14 protein-coding genes are annotated in these 16,608 nt (G+C 65.0%); 8 read left to right on the top strand and 6 right to left on the bottom strand.

Annotated elements, in window-relative coordinates; genetic code table 11:
• Positions 1-62: 62 nt before the first annotated feature.
• Positions 63-914, bottom strand: a complete 852-nt coding sequence (locus LC407_RS08405; RefSeq protein ID WP_223482621.1) for a LysR family transcriptional regulator — start codon at positions 912-914, stop codon at positions 63-65.
• Positions 915-1,075: 161 nt separating this feature from the next.
• Here LC407_RS08405 and LC407_RS08400 point away from each other — a divergent pair, with 161 nt between their 5' ends.
• Positions 1,076-1,429, top strand: a complete 354-nt coding sequence (locus LC407_RS08400; protein ID WP_223482620.1) for an SMR family transporter — start codon at positions 1,076-1,078, stop codon at positions 1,427-1,429.
• A complete protein-coding gene (locus LC407_RS08395) occupies positions 1,429-1,749 on the top strand; it encodes a multidrug efflux SMR transporter (RefSeq protein WP_025878560.1) in 321 nt (106 codons plus the stop codon). The genes LC407_RS08400 and LC407_RS08395 overlap by 1 nt, the downstream gene beginning before the upstream one ends.
• A 76-nt stretch (positions 1,750-1,825) precedes the next feature.
• Here LC407_RS08395 and LC407_RS08390 read toward each other — a convergent pair whose 3' ends face one another.
• Positions 1,826-3,343, bottom strand: coding sequence for a hypothetical protein (locus LC407_RS08390; protein WP_223482619.1), 1,518 nt, complete (start codon positions 3,341-3,343; stop codon positions 1,826-1,828).
• Between the two features lie 287 nt (positions 3,344-3,630).
• On the opposite strand from LC407_RS08390, the gene LC407_RS08385 reads away from it, so the two are divergent.
• Together LC407_RS08385 and betT are read left to right on the top strand one after the other, a co-directional pair.
• Positions 3,631-4,011 carry a VOC family protein gene (locus LC407_RS08385; RefSeq protein ID WP_223482618.1) on the top strand — a complete coding sequence of 127 codons (381 nt, stop codon included), beginning with the start codon at positions 3,631-3,633 and terminating at the stop codon, positions 4,009-4,011.
• A gap of 201 nt (positions 4,012-4,212) precedes the next feature.
• Positions 4,213-6,192 (top strand): choline BCCT transporter BetT, encoded by a 1,980-nt coding sequence (gene betT, locus LC407_RS08380; RefSeq protein ID WP_025878562.1) that lies wholly within the window; start codon positions 4,213-4,215, stop codon positions 6,190-6,192.
• A gap of 69 nt (positions 6,193-6,261) precedes the next feature.
• Here betT and LC407_RS08375 read toward each other — a convergent pair whose 3' ends face one another.
• The 3 genes from LC407_RS08375 to LC407_RS08365 form a co-directional block, all read right to left on the bottom strand.
• Positions 6,262-8,883, bottom strand: coding sequence for a TonB-dependent receptor (locus LC407_RS08375; protein ID WP_223482617.1), 2,622 nt, complete (start codon positions 8,881-8,883; stop codon positions 6,262-6,264).
• Between the two features lie 167 nt (positions 8,884-9,050).
• Positions 9,051-9,377 carry a hypothetical protein gene (locus LC407_RS08370; protein WP_025878564.1) on the bottom strand — a complete coding sequence of 109 codons (327 nt, stop codon included), beginning with the start codon at positions 9,375-9,377 and terminating at the stop codon, positions 9,051-9,053.
• A 45-nt stretch (positions 9,378-9,422) separates the two neighbouring features.
• Complete coding sequence (locus tag LC407_RS08365; protein WP_223482616.1) at positions 9,423-10,400, bottom strand: zinc-binding dehydrogenase; 978 nt, start codon at positions 10,398-10,400, stop codon at positions 9,423-9,425.
• A 482-nt stretch (positions 10,401-10,882) separates the two neighbouring features.
• Between LC407_RS08365 and LC407_RS08360 the strand changes: the two genes are divergently transcribed.
• The 4 genes from LC407_RS08360 to LC407_RS08345 all read left to right on the top strand — a co-directional run bounded on the left by LC407_RS08360 (position 10,883) and on the right by LC407_RS08345 (position 15,155).
• Positions 10,883-13,210, top strand: coding sequence for a ribonucleoside-diphosphate reductase subunit alpha (locus tag LC407_RS08360; RefSeq protein ID WP_223482692.1), 2,328 nt, complete (start codon positions 10,883-10,885; stop codon positions 13,208-13,210).
• Positions 13,211-13,323: 113 nt separating this feature from the next.
• Positions 13,324-14,364 carry a ribonucleotide-diphosphate reductase subunit beta gene (locus LC407_RS08355; protein ID WP_025878567.1) on the top strand — a complete coding sequence of 347 codons (1,041 nt, stop codon included), beginning with the start codon at positions 13,324-13,326 and terminating at the stop codon, positions 14,362-14,364.
• A gap of 13 nt (positions 14,365-14,377) precedes the next feature.
• A complete protein-coding gene (locus tag LC407_RS08350; protein WP_223482691.1) occupies positions 14,378-14,857 on the top strand; it encodes a flavodoxin in 480 nt (159 codons plus the stop codon).
• Positions 14,829-15,155 (top strand): thioredoxin family protein, encoded by a 327-nt coding sequence (locus LC407_RS08345; RefSeq protein WP_032975313.1) that lies wholly within the window; start codon positions 14,829-14,831, stop codon positions 15,153-15,155. The genes LC407_RS08350 and LC407_RS08345 overlap by 29 nt, the downstream gene beginning before the upstream one ends.
• 93 nt (positions 15,156-15,248) lie before the next feature.
• Here LC407_RS08345 and LC407_RS08340 read toward each other — a convergent pair whose 3' ends face one another.
• Positions 15,249-16,580, bottom strand: a complete 1,332-nt coding sequence (locus tag LC407_RS08340; protein WP_025878570.1) for an Nramp family divalent metal transporter — start codon at positions 16,578-16,580, stop codon at positions 15,249-15,251.
• Between the last annotated feature and the right edge of the window lie 28 nt (positions 16,581-16,608).

Genomic DNA, 16,608 nt, shown 5'->3' with positions numbered 1-16,608 from the left:
AGCGCCGGCCGCTGGCCGGCAACCACGGGGCAAGGGGATGCCGGCCAGCGGCCGGCACTAGCTCACCCCAACGCCTCGGCCCACCACAACGCTGCCGGCCCCGGCGGCGTATCGCGGCGCCACACCAGGTCGCTGTGGATGCGCCTCGGCCAGCCCGGCACGCGCAGTTCCAGCAGGCGGCCCCGGTCGTAGCGCTGCACCAGCGCACGCGGCAGCTCGGCCCAGCCGATGCCGTCCTCGGCCATCTCCATCACCATCAGGTAGTCCGACGCGGTCCATGCCGGCCCACTGATCGGCGGCGCGTGGTCGGCCTGCGCGCTCAGCCGCACCTGCCGATGCCGGGCCAGTTGCGCCGCTGCGCGCACGCCGGCCTGCGCCAGCGGATGGTCGCTGGCCACGTACACCGCCAGTTCGCTGTGGTGGGCCAGGGGCTGGGCCACCAGCGCATCGGGGTACTGCGCCTGGCGCGGCAGCAGGCCCAGCCCGGCGCGGCCAGCATCCACCAGTTCCAGCACGTCGCGCCCCTCGGCATCCAGCCATTCCAGCTCGATCTCGGGAAATGCCTCGGCAAACCGCTGCAGCACACGTTGCGCCGGATCGAGCTGGTAGACATCGGAGAACACCACGGTCAGACGTGGCTCCACGGGTGCGGCCAGGCGCACGCTGAGTTGCTGCAGGCGCGCGTCGGCGGCAAGGATTTCCTGCGCGTGGCCCAGCACCTGCCGGCCGGCGTCGGTCAACTGCGGATAGCGGCCGCTGCGGTCGAACAGAACCATGCCCAGGTCCGCTTCCAGATGGGCAATGGCAGTGCTGACCGTGGACTGGGTCTTGCGCAGCCGGCGGGCGGCCGCCGAGAACGAGCCCAGCGCGGCGGCCTCGACGAAGGCCTGCAGGGATTCGGGAGAATAGGGCATTGATCCATCGCTCCTGTCGATGGAATCCATTTTGATACCACCGTAAAAGACGATGATACTGACCGCCGTCGCCCCTGTCTGCGGGGGCGTTCCGGATCATCCACGCACGGCGTGGATCTACTGATGACGTGGCGCGGTCCCCGTCCCGCAAGGAGCTTCACATGTCCTGTACTGTTCCCGCCCGTGGCGCCTTCGTCGCCTGGGCCTGCCTGACCGTGGCGATCGTCGCCGAAGTGGTCGGCACGTCCTTCATGGCCCATGCCGCCCGCGATGGCGGCTGGAGCGGCTATGTGGTGATGGCCGCCGCGCTGGCGCTGTCCTATTACTTCCTGGCGCTGTCGGTGCGCCGCATCGCCGTCGGCGTGGCCTATGCGGTGTGGGAAGGCCTCGGCCTGACCCTGCTGACCGTGGTCGGCATCAGCGTGTTCGGTGAGAGCCTGTCGCTGCAGCAGCTGGCCGGCCTGGTGCTGGCGGTGGTCGGCATCGTCTGTGTCACCCTCGGGGAGGCGCACTGATGAACATGATGGCCTTGTTTTTCGTGATCTGCTCGGCGCTGATCGATGTGGCCGCCAACATGATGGTGGCCAAGTCCGATGGCTTCCGTCGCTGGCGTTGGGGTGTCGGCGCCATCGTGCTGGTCTGGATCGCCTTCGCCCTGCTGGGCCAGGCCGTGCGCTACATGGACCTGGCGACCGCCTATGCGATGTGGGGCGCGATCGGCGTGATCGGTACGGCCACCTGCGGTCGCCTGCTGTTCGGCAACCGCCTGCGCCCGATCGGTTGGATCGGCATCGGCCTGGTCACGGCGGCCGTGCTGCTGCTCAGTACGGCGTGATCCCGGACCCCAACGCGGTCAGCCCCTTCACCTGCAGCTGTTCTGCAGCATGATGGCGGTCAGAGCGCGGACCAGGCTAGCGCGCTGGAGCACCCCCCTTCAAGGCTGCATCGATCAAGCGTGCGCGTCGTGAGCCGGGCTTGAACAGGACGTACTGTCTGCAGGCTTCATCGAACGCCTTTGCCGCATTCCACTGCGGATGCTCCTCGCCAGACAACTTCTCGAATCTGCTCAGCAGCGTTGGAACGACGAGTCTCATATCATCTGCGTCCATCGTTTCAAGCTGTTGGAGGTACGAGGCGACAGTAGTTGGCAACTTGAGAACGGATGCATATGCAAAGCCAGCCAGGGCCAGGTTGTGCATTCTGGTGTCTTTCTCGTCTGCTCCGCTCTGCGCGTTCCCCGAAACCAGGAGATTCATCGACCCCAAGGCCTCAAGAACCGCTGGATGAAAGCCGTTGGCAGTAAATGGAATGGACCTGGTCTGCTTCAGTGCCTTCTTGAAGATGGATAACGCGTTGGTGCTGTGGGTGCTGTTGCCGCCAACCAGTTCCAAGGTCTGTAGCGAATGGCTCAGCAGGCTCGGGTCGGCAAGTCCGGCGGATGCTTCGCAGATGCGGATGCACTCCTTCAGGGCGTCCTCATCGCTCCAGTCGATATCCCATATGTGGTCGTTTCGCGCTGCCGCGGAGTCGAACTGCAACTCGTATCGAGTCTCATCCGTCATTCCGCTGGCAAGCATCGCTTCGATTTCCTCCGTGGGCATGACGCCGCTTCGGAGCAAAACATCGATCTGGTCGAAGAATGCACTGTTTTCGTCGATCAGCAGCGTGGCACACGCATTCTTGAAATGATCATCACGCTTGATGCTTCCCGTTCCATCGAGCTCGATGCTGCGCAGGGATCCCACAGACCCCAACGCTCGCAGATGTGCACCCAACATGAGGGTGAGCGCTGCAAGAAACGCGCGAAGCGTCTTGCTGTTCTGCCTTGCTCTCCACTTTCCGGCATCTAACCAATCGACCTCGGTCGCGATCTTTCTGATCGCCCGGATGTTCGTGATTCCGCAACTCTCGATCAGTGGGGTGAGTGGGGTAGCGAGCGGATGTCTGGCGAGGGCAATCGCTGCAGATTCCTTTGGGCTGGGTGACAGGGTCAGCTCGCGGTCGATCACCTTCTCGCGGATGTCCATCCATCTGGGAAAGTCGGTCAATCTTTCGCTGTTCATTACCAAGATAACGCGGCATGAACTCAGCTCCAGCAGTTCGTCGAGAAAGCCGGCAATCTCGTCAACTGAAAGATCCGCATGCTTTCGTTCAATGTCGTCGAGTATGATGATCTTGCCCTGGATAGCGCTCCTGAAGGCCATAAGGGCAAGATCACTGGCAATGGCGGCACCGGAATACAATCGTTCAATAGCGGTGGCGTAAACGTCGCGATCTGCTTTTGTTCTTTTCGCCAGCCAGCCGCGGATTCCACCTTGGGCGGCGATCATGTTGTCCAGGATGCTCAGCTTCAGGCTGCTGATGCTCTTCACACCAAAGAGCGAGGCAAACGCCGCGTCTCGCCAGTTCGCAAGCAGCGTCTCACGCACGCAGTGTGTCTTTCCTGTTCCCCAGGGCCCCGATATTGAAATAGTACGTACCGCGTCCTTGGCCAGCAGTGATCTCAACTGATCGGCCAGACGCTCATGTGTGAGTGCGGCTGCCGAACTACTGTCGCGCCGTGCGTCCCTGCCCGCCATAGATCGGTCCTTGTCAGCTAGTTGGAAATGGCAAGATTAGCAGTGGTCGCAGGCCCGCAGGCAATCCGGTCGGGGGCCCGATTGCGGAAGCCCGCTTCCTGGCCGACACTCGGACTTTCCCGCAACGGAGTGCCCGCATGTTCAGTCACGTCACCGTCGGAACCAACGACATGGCGGCTTCCCGCCGCTTCTACGATGCCTTGTTCATTGCCATCGGCGGTCGCGCAGGCGTGTTCGATGACGAGGGCAAGCTGGTCTATATCAAGGATGGACGGATGTTCATGGTCATCCCGCCCATCGATGGCGAGGCGGCGTGCCATGCCAACGGCGGCACCATCGGCTTTGCGCTGGCAGACCCGCAGGCGGTGCATGCCTGGCAGGAAGCGGGGGTCGCCCACGGCGGTACCGCGGTGGAAGACCCGGCCGGCGTGCGGCACAAGGCCGGGCGCCAGTTGTACCTGGCCTACCTGCGTGATCCCGACGGCAACAAGCTGTGCGCCGTGCATGTGATGGGGTGAATCGTCGGTGCCGGACGCGGCGTGTCGTAATCGGACCAAAGTGACAAAGCCGCCCAGCACGCCCGCCGGTCTGCAGGCGCGCGCGTAGCACGGAAATCCAGCCGATCGTGCCTGCGCGATGCCACGACTTCATCCTGCGTCCACTGCGATTCAGCCAGAATCGGTCGGCTTACTCTTTGATCGATCCGGAGATGGCTGCCCATGGAAGCACTGGAGCCTCAACATCAGCCGGTGCGAACCCTGCGGCCCGTCTTCGCCTTCGCGGCGATCGTTGTCGTTGCCTTCGCACTGTTCGTCAGCCTGTATCCGATCGGCGCCGGTCGCCTGCTGGTCAAGGCGCAGGACTGGGCCGCGCTCAACGTCGGCTGGTACTACCTGCTGGCGATGACCCTGTACCTGGTGTTCGTGGTCGGCGTGGCGCTGTCCAAGTACGGCGGCATCAAGCTCGGTGCCGACCATGACGAACCGGAGTTCAGCTACCTCTCCTGGGCCGGCATGCTGTTCGCAGCAGGCATCAGCATCACCCTGTTCTTCTTCTGCGTTTCCGAGCCGCTGACCCACTACCTGCAGCCGCCGCAGGGTGATCCGGCCGCGGGCGAGGCCGGTGCGCGCCAGGCCATGCAGCTGCTGTTCCTGCACTGGGGCCTGCATGGCTGGGGCGTGTTCGCGCTGGCGGCGATGGCGATGGCCTATTTCGCCTACCGGCACAACCTGCCTTTGGCATTGCGCTCGGCGCTGTATCCGCTGATCGGCAAGCGCATCAACGGCCCCATCGGCTATACCGTCGACGCCCTGGGCATCGTCGCCACCGTGTTCGGCATCGGCGCGGACATGGGCTTCGGCGTGCTGCATCTCAACGCTGGGCTGTCGCACCTGTTCAACGTGCCGCACTCGAACATGGTGCAGATCCTGCTGGTGGTGGCGATGATGGGCGCGGCGGTCGCAGTGGCCGTGTCCGGCGTGGAGAAGGGCGTGCGCTGGATGGCCAACATCAACATGCTGCTGGCGATTGCGCTGGTGCTGTTCATGCTGTGCGCCGGCCCCACCCAGTACCTGCTCAGCACGCTGATGCAGAACCTGGGCGACTACCTGGGCAGCGTGGTGGGCAAGAGTTTCGACGTATACGCCTATGGCGGCCGGCCGGAATGGCTGGGCGGCTGGACGGTGTTCTACTGGGCCTGGTGGATCGGCTGGGCGCCGTTCGTCGGCCTGTTCATCGCGCGCATCTCGCGCGGCCGCACCATCCGCGAGTTCGTGTTCGGCGTATTGCTCATCCCGCTCGGCTTCACCCTGGCGTGGCTGTCGATCTTCGGCAACAGCGCGCTGGACCAGGTGCTGCACCATGGCCAGCAGCAGTTGGCGCAGCTGGCGGTGGATGACCCACCGACGGTGCTGTATGCGTTGCTGGATGGCTACCCGTGGAGCAAGGCGGTGATCGGGGTGACCGTGCTGGTCAGCTTCATCTTCTTCGTGACGTCGGCCGATTCCGGGGCGGTGGTGCTGTCCACGCTGTCCTCGCATGGCGGTGCGCCGGAGGACGATGGCCCGCGCTGGCTACGCGTGTTCTGGGGCACGGTGATCGCGGTGCTGACCGCCGGCCTGCTGCTGGCCGGCAGCATCGATGCCCTGAAATCAGCGGTGGTGCTGGCCTCGTTGCCGTTCTCGGCGGTGCTGCTGTTGATGATGTGGGGCCTGACCCGCGCCTTCAGTGACGAGTCGCACCGCAAGCGCGCGCAGCAGTTCAGGCCATCGCCGCTGATCGGCGATGACCGCCACCACCAGGGCTGGCGCCAGCGCCTGACCCAGGCCATGCACTTCCCGGTACGCGACCAGGTGTACCGCTTCATGGATGACACGGTGAAGCCGGCGATGGAGGCGGTGGCCGAGCAGCTGCGCGAGCAGGGCTGGGACGTGCAGACGCGGTTCGAAGCGGGCGACATGGAGTTGTCGGTCAACCACGGCGAGCAGCAGGACTTCCAGTACCGGGTGATCCTCAGTGGCTACCTGACCCCGTCCTTCGCCGCGCAGCAGCTGCGCAACCAGCGCTACTACCGCGCCGAAGTGCATCTGTACGAGGGTAGCCAGGACTACGATCTGGTCGGCTACAGCCGCAAGCAGATCATCAACGACATCATCAGCCAGTACGAACGGCACCTGCAGTTCCTGCACCTGAGCCGTTGATGCAGCCACGCCGGGCATGGCCCTTGCCTTTGGAGGGTGCGGACCGTTGGTCCGCACCCTCCTGTTCAATCAGAACCGGTAGCGTGCGCCCAGCGAAACGAACTGCCCGCGCAGGTTGTACTGGCTGATGTCGAATCCGCTGGAGCCGCCGTTGGGATCGAACGGCGGGTCCTTGTCGGTCAGGTTCAGCACCGACAGCGACAGCGTGGTCTTCGGAATGCCTTCATAGGCCACGTACAGGTCCAGCTGGTGGTACGGCTTGACCCGATCGCGCAGGCCCGGATTACTGGTGGCCGTGGCTACGCGCTGGTCATAGCCGCTCACGTACTGCAGGCTCAGCGTGCTGCTCCAGTCGCCCACCGCCCAGTTCAGCGAGGTGGTGCCGCGGGTGCGTGGCAGCGCGCCATGGCGGTTGTTGCCCGCACCGTCATACGGCGCCTGGCCGGCCACCAGCGGCTGCTTGAAGCTGAGCAGGTGGGTCCAGCTGCCAGCCACGGTGAAGTTGCCCCAGCCGTCGGTGCGGAAGGTACGGTTGGCTTCCAGGTCGATGCCCGAGGTGGTCAGCTCGCCTTGGTTGGCGTACTGGTTGGTGATGATCTGGATGCGGCCCTGCGCATCGCGCTGCACGCGACCGGGGAACAGGCCCGGGTTGTCGACGATGAACTGCGCGCTGTCCGGCTTGACCAGGTTGTCCTGTTCGATGCGGTACCAGTCCAGGCCGATGCTGGAATCGGCATCGGGTGACCACACGGCGCCGACATTGAGGTTGCGCGAGCGCTCGGCCTTCAGGTCCGGGTTGCCGGTGCGCAGGTGGGTCACGTTGCGGCTGCCGCCCGGCTGCAGCGGATCGAACGGATCGACCACCGAGCCGTAGCTGATGGTCTGCCCCGGTGCGATCTCCGGCAGCGACGGTGCACGGAAACCACGCGAGAACGAGCCACGCAGCAGCAGGCTGTCCAGCGGTTGCCAGCGCAGCGCGAACTTCGGCGAGAATGCCTTGCCGAAGTCATCGTAGTGGTCACCGCGGCCCGCCACCTGCAGCTCCAGCGTGCGATGCAGCGGCACGCTGAACTCGGCATAGGCGGCACTGACCTGGCGCTCGCCGTCGACGATGTTGATCGCTGGGCGCAGTTCAGTACCGGACAGCACCTGCGCACTGGTGCGCGCGTCCATCGATTCCTTGCGGAATTCCGCGCCCCAGGCGAAGCCGATTGCACCGGCTGGAAGTTCCCACAACGAGGTCGATGCCTTGACGTTGAGCGAGTGCAGCTTGTACCAGCCCGGGCGCTTGGTCTGCAGGCGCAGGTCGTCCAGTGCGCCCGGCGTGCTGGACGGGTCGAGGAAGTTGTAGCTGCCGTCGCGCAGGATCTGCTGGAAGGCGTAGCGGTCAACGAAGTTGTACCCGTACTCACGCTGCGCACTCTGCGAGGTCAGTGCGGCCACTTCCCAGTCCCAGCGTTCACCGGTGCCACGTACGCCGGCCAGGGCTCGGTAGAACACCTGGGTGTTGTCCTTCAGGCGCGGGCCGAGATCGAAGAAGGCGTACTCGAACGGCAGTGGCGTGCTGCCCGGATTGTTCGGATGGCCGACCGGCAGGACAGTGGCGATATCGGTCGGCGTACCGGTGGCGGGATTGTAGGCACGCAGGCCCGTGCCGACCGTCAGCGGGGCGCTGAAGATCTGGTCCGCCTTGTTGTGGCTGTACAGCACGTCAGCGAAGGCTTCGATGCTGTCATTGAAGCGATAGGTCGCGCTCAACGATGCCTGCAGGCGCTCGGCACCGGGCTGCAGGGTCCTGAACGGCTGCGTGTTGAAGGCGCAGGCCTGGCCGGGCAGGGGGCTGCCGAAGTCGCTGTAGGGACGCAGCTCGCTGCCCTCGGGGCAGGGCGAGAACGGCTGCGGTGCGCGCGGATTGGACAGCCAGTTGCCGCCGCCGGTCAACCAGCCGGCCAGGCGGCCACCGGGCTTGTCGCGGAAATCGCCGTCGCGGGTGTACGCGCGCTGGTCGGCGTCGAGGCGGTCGCGCTTGAGCAGGTCCAGCCCGAACAGCACGTTCCAGCCTTGCTGCTCGAGGTCACCGAAGCCGGCCAGCAGGTTGGCCTTGCGCTCGTTCAGGCCGCCCTGGGTGGCGGTGCCGAAACCAGCGCCGACTTCCACGCCCTGGAAGTCACGACGCAGGATGATGTTGATGACGCCGGCGATGGCGTCCGAACCGTATACCGCCGAGGCGCCGTCCTTCAGCACTTCGATGCGCTCGACCGCGCTGATCGGCAGCGCATTGAGGTCGACGAAGGTGTCCTGGGTGCCGAGCGCGAAACCGAAGTTGGCCACGCGGTAGCCGTTGACCAGGACAAGCGTGTTCTTCGGTGACAGGCCGCGAAGGCCGATCGAGGCCGAGCCTGCAGCGAAGCTGCCGGTGTTCTGTTCGTCGAAACTGTTGCCGGCGTTGGCCGACAGGTTGCGCAGCACGTCGGTGAGGGTGGAGCGGCCGGTCTGCAGGATCTGCTCGCGGGTGACGACCTGCACCGGATTGGGGCCGGCGGTGTCGCTGCGCTTGATGTTCGAGCCGGTCACCAGCACGGTGCCGAGGGTGGTGCTGTCCTTGCCGGTGTCGGCGGTTTCAGCGGCGCCGGCGGTGCCAGCGACGAGGGCCAGCGCGACCGCGCTGGAAAGCAGGGTGGTGCGATACATGGAAGCGACTACGCCAAACGGTGGAAGAGCCGTCAGTACCGCACGCGGGTGAGTGCACCTTCCAATGACGAAAGCGCATTCAGTTATACATCAAGGGTTCTTAACCATCGGAATAAGCGGTGGCGGACTGCTTCCGCGCGCCGTTACGGCATTCAATCCCGACCCAGTTAATCGACCGGGTGCATTGCCAGGTCGGAGACGAAAATCCAGAGGCTGTCCGGTATGTCGTTGTGGCACGCAAGCCCCATATCCCTGATGCTTTCAGGAAACTGGACCAGCACCCGCAAGCCGCGTTGATGCTTGGCCATGGAAGCTTGGGATTCCTCAAGAACAATGGTCCCGTTTGTACCGATCAACCTCCAATAGTCTTCGGAGGGCCGAACGTCGTCAGGCGGGTGTTTGCTCCCGAGAAAGGTCGCCAGCAGCACCTTCCGACCATTCATTCCGCTCAACGTGATTCCTTCTTCAGCAAAGACGATGCAGACATTATCCATTGGGATGGGGGCGGCGCGCAGCGCCGCCGGATCCAGCGCCTTGCATCAAGGCCGCAGCAGCACCTTGCCATTGCGGCCCGAGCCGGCGCCGGCTTTTGCCGCCTGGGCGATGTCGTCCAATGCGAAGATCTGCTCCACCGGCAGGGTCAGTTCACCCCCGGCCGCACGCTTCAGCAGTTCACCCACCAACCGCCGCTTGTCTTCCACCGCCATTGCCTGGCTGACCTTGCTGCCCCAGAAGCCCTTCACCGTGGCTTCCTTGTAGATCAGGCCGCCGGCGGGAATGCGCATCGGCTCGCCGCTCATCACACCGAAAGAGACCAGGGTGCCGTGGTGGCCGAGCAGGTCGACCAGGTCGCCGCTGGCATCGCCACCGATGGAATCGACTGCAGCAGCGGCCTGCGCTTGCCCGGTGGCTTCGCGCACGCGGTCCTTCCAGCCGTCCACCGAGGTATCGAACACGTGATCGATGCCCAGTGCGTGCAGTTGCGCCACGGCCTCGGCATTGCGCACCAGGTTGGCCACGTGCACGCCGCGCGCCTTTGCGAGCATCGCCAGCGATTTGCCGACGGCACCGTTGGCGGTGTTCTGCACGATCCACTGGCCCTGCTCGACGTGCAGGAATTCCAGCAGCATCAACGCGCTCAGCGGCATGGCGATCAGCTGTGCGGCCATTTCATCGGCGATCGCGTCCGGCATCGGGATCACCATCCGCGCCGGTGCGATGAACGCTTCGGCCCAGGTGCCGTGCACCGAGGCGGCGGCAACCCGCTGGCCGATCTGCAGACCGTCGACGCCTTCGCCGAGCGCATCGACCACGCCCAGTGCTTCGCTGCCGCCGATCGCCGGCAGCGTCGGCTTGTAGCCATACAGGCCACGCACGGTCAGCAGATCGTGGTTGTGGATCGAGGCCAGCACGGTGCGGATGCGTACTTCGCCGGGACCGGGTTCGGGCAGGGGGGCATCGGCAACGGCGAGGACCTGGGCTGGATCGCCGAAGGAGGAGTACAGGGCAGCGCGCATGGGCGGTGTTCCAATGAAAGTTGACGTTGTACCGAACTGGGGACGCGTCCGGCGTCGTCAAGGTCGCGCACGTGCAACACGGCATCCTGCGACCGATGGTCGCGTTGGCGTGCGATCACCGCATCTTGTGTTGACGGCTCGGAATATCCCCACTATGTTGTGGCTGTCACTCCCGGTCAGCCGCCGCCGCCGGACATGCAGCAAACGTCCCGCGGCCCGCCCCTGAAGGCTTGCCGTGTCGACGCGGCCGCCACCGTGCGGACGCAGGTCGCCCCCACGGCCCGGATACCGGCCGCAGGCGCAGGCAGATGCCGACGACCTGTGTTCCCGCCCCTTGGCACTTCACCCGTTCGCCCCGTGCGCCGGTATCGCGTGCAGGGCCGCCATGGCATCGGGCGCCGACTCGCGCACGAGCCTGGAGTTCCACCACCATGACCGACAGTACCTTCCGCGTGGCCGACCTGGCCGGCGCCGGCGACGCCATGCGCGCCAGCGGCGAGCGCGTGCCGACCTGGATCACCAAGGAAGCCGGCAATCGTCGCTTGCCGTTCGATGCGGCGCGCCTGCTGCGCAGCATCGATACCATCCACGCCGAGCTGCCGCAGCTGGATGTGGCCGACTATCGCCGCGTGGTGCTGGCGATGGTCGAGCGCAAGCCCAGCATCAGTGCCGATGATCTGGTGGATCTGCTGATCCGCGAAGCGGAATCGCGCGTCGACCTTGTCGCGCCGCAGTGGGAACAGTTCGCTGCACGCCTGTACCTGCGCCGGCTGTACAAGCGCGCCAGCCGCAACCGCTTCTACGATGTCAGCCTGAAGTACGGTTCCTACGTGGGCCTGCAGGAAAGCCTGGCCGACCGCGGCATCTACAGCAATGACATCCTGCGCTGCTATTCGAAGGAAGAGCTGCAGCAGGCCGGCGAGATGATCGACCCCGAGCGCGATCGTCTGTTCGCCTACAACGGGCTGTACCTGCTGGCCACGCGCTACCTGGCTACTGATCGCAGCCGCGAGGTGTATGAGCTGCCGCAGGAACGCTGGCTGACCATTGCCCTGTACCTGATGCAGAACGAGGGCGGGGCTGGTGAGAGCGGCCGCGTGCGCCGCATGCAGCTGGTGGGCGAGGCGTACTGGGCGTTGTCCAACCTGTACATGACCGTGGCCACGCCGACCCTGGCCAATGCCGGCAAGGTCGGCGGCCAGCTGTCGAGCTGCTTCATCGACACCGTGGACGACAGCCTGCAGGGCATCTATGACTCCAACACCGATATCGCCCGCGTGTCCAAGCACGGTGGGGGCGTGGGTGCGTACCTGGGGTACGTGCGCAGCAGTGGCGCGCCGATCCGCGGCGTGCCCAACTCGTCCGGCGGCGTGGTGCCGTGGATCAAGCAGCTCAACAACACGGCGGTGTCGGTCGACCAGCTCGGCCAGCGCAAGGGTGCAGTGGCGGTGTACCTGGATATCTGGCACCGCGACATCGAGGCGTTCATGGACCTGCGCCTGAACAACGGCGACCAGCGCCTGCGTGCGCATGATGTGTTCACCGCCATCTGCGTGCCGGACCTGTTCATGGAGGCCGTCGAGCGCCGTGCCGACTGGTACCTGTTCGATCCGCACGAGGTGAAGCAGGCCAAAGGCTGGTACCTGCAGGATTTCTACGACGAGAAGCGAGGGCAGGGCAGTTTCCGCGACCGCTACGCCGAGCTGGTGGCCGACGAGCGCATCAGCCGTCGCACGGTGAAGGCGATCGACCTGTTCAAGCGGATCATGCTCAGCCAGCTGGAAACCGGCAACCCGTTCCTGTTCTACCGCGACGAAGTGAACCGGAAGAACCCGAACAAGCATGCGGGCATGGTCTATTCCAGCAACCTGTGCACCGAGATCCTGCAGAACATGAGCCCGACGCGGATGATCCAGGAGATCGTCAGCGGCGACCAGATCGTCACCACCCGCCGCGCGGGCGACTTCGTGGTCTGCAACCTGTCGTCGATCAACCTTGGCCGTGCCATCACCGCCCCCGAGGATCTGCTGGCCAAGGATGTGCTGGAACGGTTGATTCCGATCCAGGTACGCATGCTCGACAACGTGATCGATCTCAATGCGCTGCCGGTGCCGCAGGCCACCATCACCAACCGCAAGTACCGCGCCATCGGCCTGGGCACGTTCGGCTGGCACCACCTGCTGGCACAGCAGGCGATCCACTGGGAATCGCCCGAGGCCGAGGAACTGTCCGATCGCCTGTTCGAGCGCATCAACTTCCTGACCATCCAGGCCAGCGCGCAGCTGGCCAAGGAGAAGGGCAGCTATCCGATGTTCGCTGGCAGCGACTGGCACAACGGCAACTATTTCCGTGACCGCGATTACAGTGGCGCGGCTTGGGACAGTCTTGCGCGCGAGGTAGCGACCAACGGCCTGCGCAATGGCTGGCTGCTGGCGGTGGCGCCGAACATGAGCACCGCGCAGATCGCCGGGTCCACCGCGTCGATCGATCCGATCTACAGCGCGTTCTACTACGAGGAAAAGAAGGACTTCCGGCGGCCGGTGGCCGCGCCTGGCCTGTCGCTGGACACCTGGCCGTACTACGAGAAGGGTGCCTACAAGGTCGACCAGTTCGCCAGCGTGCGGCAGAACGCACGCCGCCAGCGCCATGTGGACCAGTCGATCAGCTTCAACCTGTACGTGCCCAGCACGATCCGCGCCAGCACCCTGCTGGAGCTGCACCTGAGTGCCTGGCGGGAAGGGTTGAAGACCACCTACTACGTGCGCTCCAACGACATCGACATCAGCGAATGCGAGTGGTGCTCGAGCTGATCGCTGCGCTCCAACCGCGGTAGCGCCGGGCCATGCCCGGCGAGCGCAACGCGCGGCCGCCGCACCTTACCTTCCGCCGGGCATGGCCCGGCGCTACCTCTGCAGGAAAGACCATGGCAACACCCCTGGACCGCATCAAGATCCTCGAACCGCGCCACCCCAACCGCAGCACCGGCATCATCAACGGCCGCACCAGCGGCATCCTGAACTGGAACGACATTCCGTACCCGTCGTTCTATCGCGCCTACAAGGAGCTGTCGACCAACTTCTGGATCCCCGACGAAGTGGACATGAAAGTGGATGCACGCCAGTACGGGGAGCTAAACGCGCGCGAGAAGAACGCCTACGATTCCATCATCGGCCTGCTGGCCACGCTGGATTCGCCGCAGACGCGCTTCATCTACAACGTCGCCGAGTACATCACCGATCCGGCCGCGCACGCCAACGCGGCGATCATCGGCCAGCAGGAGGTGATCCACAACGAGAGCTACAGCTACGTGCTGGCCTCGATCACCGACCTGCCCAACCAGAACCGCATCTTCGAGATCGCCCGCACCCACCCCACCATCATCAAGCGCAACGCGCCGATCATGGGGGCCTATGACGATTTCATGCGCGAGAAGACCGCCGAAACCCTGCTGAAGTCGCTGATCCAGTCCTCGATCCTGGAAGGCATCAACTTCTATTCCGGTTTCGCGTACTTCTACAACATGGTGCGGCAGAACCGCATGAACGGCACCGGCAAGATCATCAGCTTCATCAACCGTGATGAGCTGGCCCACACCAAGTTCATCAGCGAGCTGATCCGCGCCATCATCGGCGAGAACCCGGAACTGCAGACCAACGAGCTGACCGCCTACGTGCACCAGTCGTTCGAACACGCCATTGAACTGGAAACCCAGTGGTCGGCGGAGGTGCTCGATGGCATCGATGGCATCGACGTGGACGAGATGGTGCGCTACGTGAAGTACCGCGCCAACAAGATGGCCGGCATGCTCGGCATCGAGCGCCTGTACAGCGACACCACCGACAACGTGATGCCGTGGATCAAGGCCTACGCCGACAACTTCACCGAGACCAAGACCGACTTCTTCGAGATGCGCAATGCAAGCTACAAGAAGACCAACGTCGACAACGGCTTCGACGACCTCTGAGCGCGGCCCGGCGCTGCGCATCCTGATCGTGGTGGCGTCGCTCAGCGGCAACACCCGTGAGCTCGGCCGCCACATCGCCGCGCGGTGCCGGGCCGCAGGCCACGCCGTGCACTGGCAGGAGGCCGACGACCTGCGCCAGGGCACGCCGTTGCCGGTGGACGAGGCCGACCTGGTGCTGCTGGGCTGCTGGACCGACAACGCCGGGCGCACGCCATCGGAGATGAAGGCCTGGGTGGCGGGCATCGCCGAGCGCGGCCAGCGGCCGCGGCAGGTGGCGGTGTTCGGCACCGGTGAAACGCAGTGGGGGCAGGAGTACTACTGCGGTGCGGTGCACCGGCTGATCCGCTATTTCCACAGTGGCTACCCGCCGCTGGAGATCGAACAGATGCCACATGGCCGGCGGCATGCCGCGGCCATCGATACCTGGACCGATGCGGTCCTGGATCACTACTGGAGTACCACCGATGCAGATCATCGACGCCACCACGCCTGAGCAGTTCCAGCAGTTGCTGGCCGACCATCCACGCGTGCTGGTGGACTTCCACAAGGACCAGTGCCCGGGCTGCCGGATGCTGGACATGTCGCTGCAGCGGGTGGCCAGCGGCACTGCAGGGCAGGGCACGACCCTGCTGCGGGTGCAGCTGGAGGTGGTGGGCGAGGCGTTCTTCCGCGAGCTGGGCCTGCGGCAGACCCCTACGTTGTCGCTGTTCCTGGACGGTGACGAGCGCATGCGCATGCCGGGTTTCCAGTCGCCGCAGCAGATCGAAGCGGCCATCGCGGAGTTCCTGTAGCGCCGGTCATGCCACATCCACGCGTGGCGTGGATCTACTGCAGGTCGCCAGCGGTAGCGCCGGGCCATGCCCGGCGGATTCCCACCGCGCGGATCAACCGGCTGCGAACGTATCCACCAGCAGCTTCACGTTCAGCACCACGATCACCAGCGCGATCACCCAGGCAATGCCGCCCAGCCAGCGCGGTGCCACCAACGCGCCCATCGTCACCTTGTCGGTCACGATGCGTACCAGCGGGATGATCGCGAAGGGCAGCTGCATGGACAGCACCACCTGGCTCAGCACGAGCAGCTTCACCGCGCCCTGGTCGCCGAACAGCATGATGACCACCACCACCGGAATGATCGCCAGCGCGCGGGTGATCAGCCGCCGCAGCCACGGCGGCAGGCGCAGGCGCAGGAACCCTTCCATCACGATCTGCCCGGCCAGTGTCGCGGTCACCGTGGAGTTCAGGCCGGAGGCGAGCAGTGCCACCGCGAACAATGTCGAGGCCAGGCCGACGCCCAGCATCGGTGCCAGCAACTGGTGCGCCTGCTCGATGTCTTCCACGTCGAAGCGGCCGTTGGCATGGAATACCGCCGCCGCCAGGATCAGGATGCTGGCGTTGATGAACAGCGCCAGGGTCAAGGCAAAGGTGCTGTCGGTCACCGCCCAGCGCAGCGCGCTGCGACGGCCTTCATCGGTGCGTGGATAGGCACGGGTCTGCACGATGGAAGAATGCAGGTACAGGTTGTGCGGCATCACCGTTGCACCGATGATGCCGATGGCGATGTACAGCGCATGCGGATCGGTGACCACCTGCGCGCGCGGAATGAAACCGCCCAGCACCTGCATCACCGGCGGCGCGGCCAGCGCGATCTGCACCATGAAGCAGCCGAAGATCACCAGCAGCAGTGCGATCACGAAGGCTTCCAGCGCGCGGAAACCGCGGTTCATCAACAGCAGCACCAGCAGCGTGTCCAGCGCGGTGATCACCGCGCCCCACAGCAGTGGCAGATCGAACAACAGTTTCAGCGCGATGGCCGTGCCGATCACTTCGGCCAGGTCGCAGGCGATGATCGCCGCTTCGCACAACGCCCACAGCGCCAGGTTCACCGGCTTGGGGTAGCGCGCACGGCAGGCCTGCGCCAGGTCCATGCCGGTGGCGATGCCCAGCCGTGCCGACAGCGCCTGCAGGATCACCGCCATCAGGTTGGAGATCAGGATGACCGACAGCAGCAGATAGCCGAAGCGTGAGCCACCTGCGAGATCGGTCGCCCAGTTGCCCGGATCCATGTAACCCACCGACACCATGTAGCCGGGGCCCAGGAAGGCCAGCAGCCGGAACCACCAGTGGCCCTTTTCGGGTACGGCGATCGACGCGTTGAGCGCCCCCAGGCTGGCCGCGGTGGAGGCCGGAGAGTCGGTGGGCGCGACAGTGTTCATGGCTGCCAATATAGCCACTGCTATATCG

It is taken from the genome of Stenotrophomonas sp. OVS01A (assembly GCF_019969775.1).
GTDB classification, from domain to species: Bacteria; Pseudomonadota; Gammaproteobacteria; order Xanthomonadales; family Xanthomonadaceae; genus Stenotrophomonas; species Stenotrophomonas indicatrix.
This window is presented reverse-complemented; position numbering and strand designations above follow the sequence as displayed.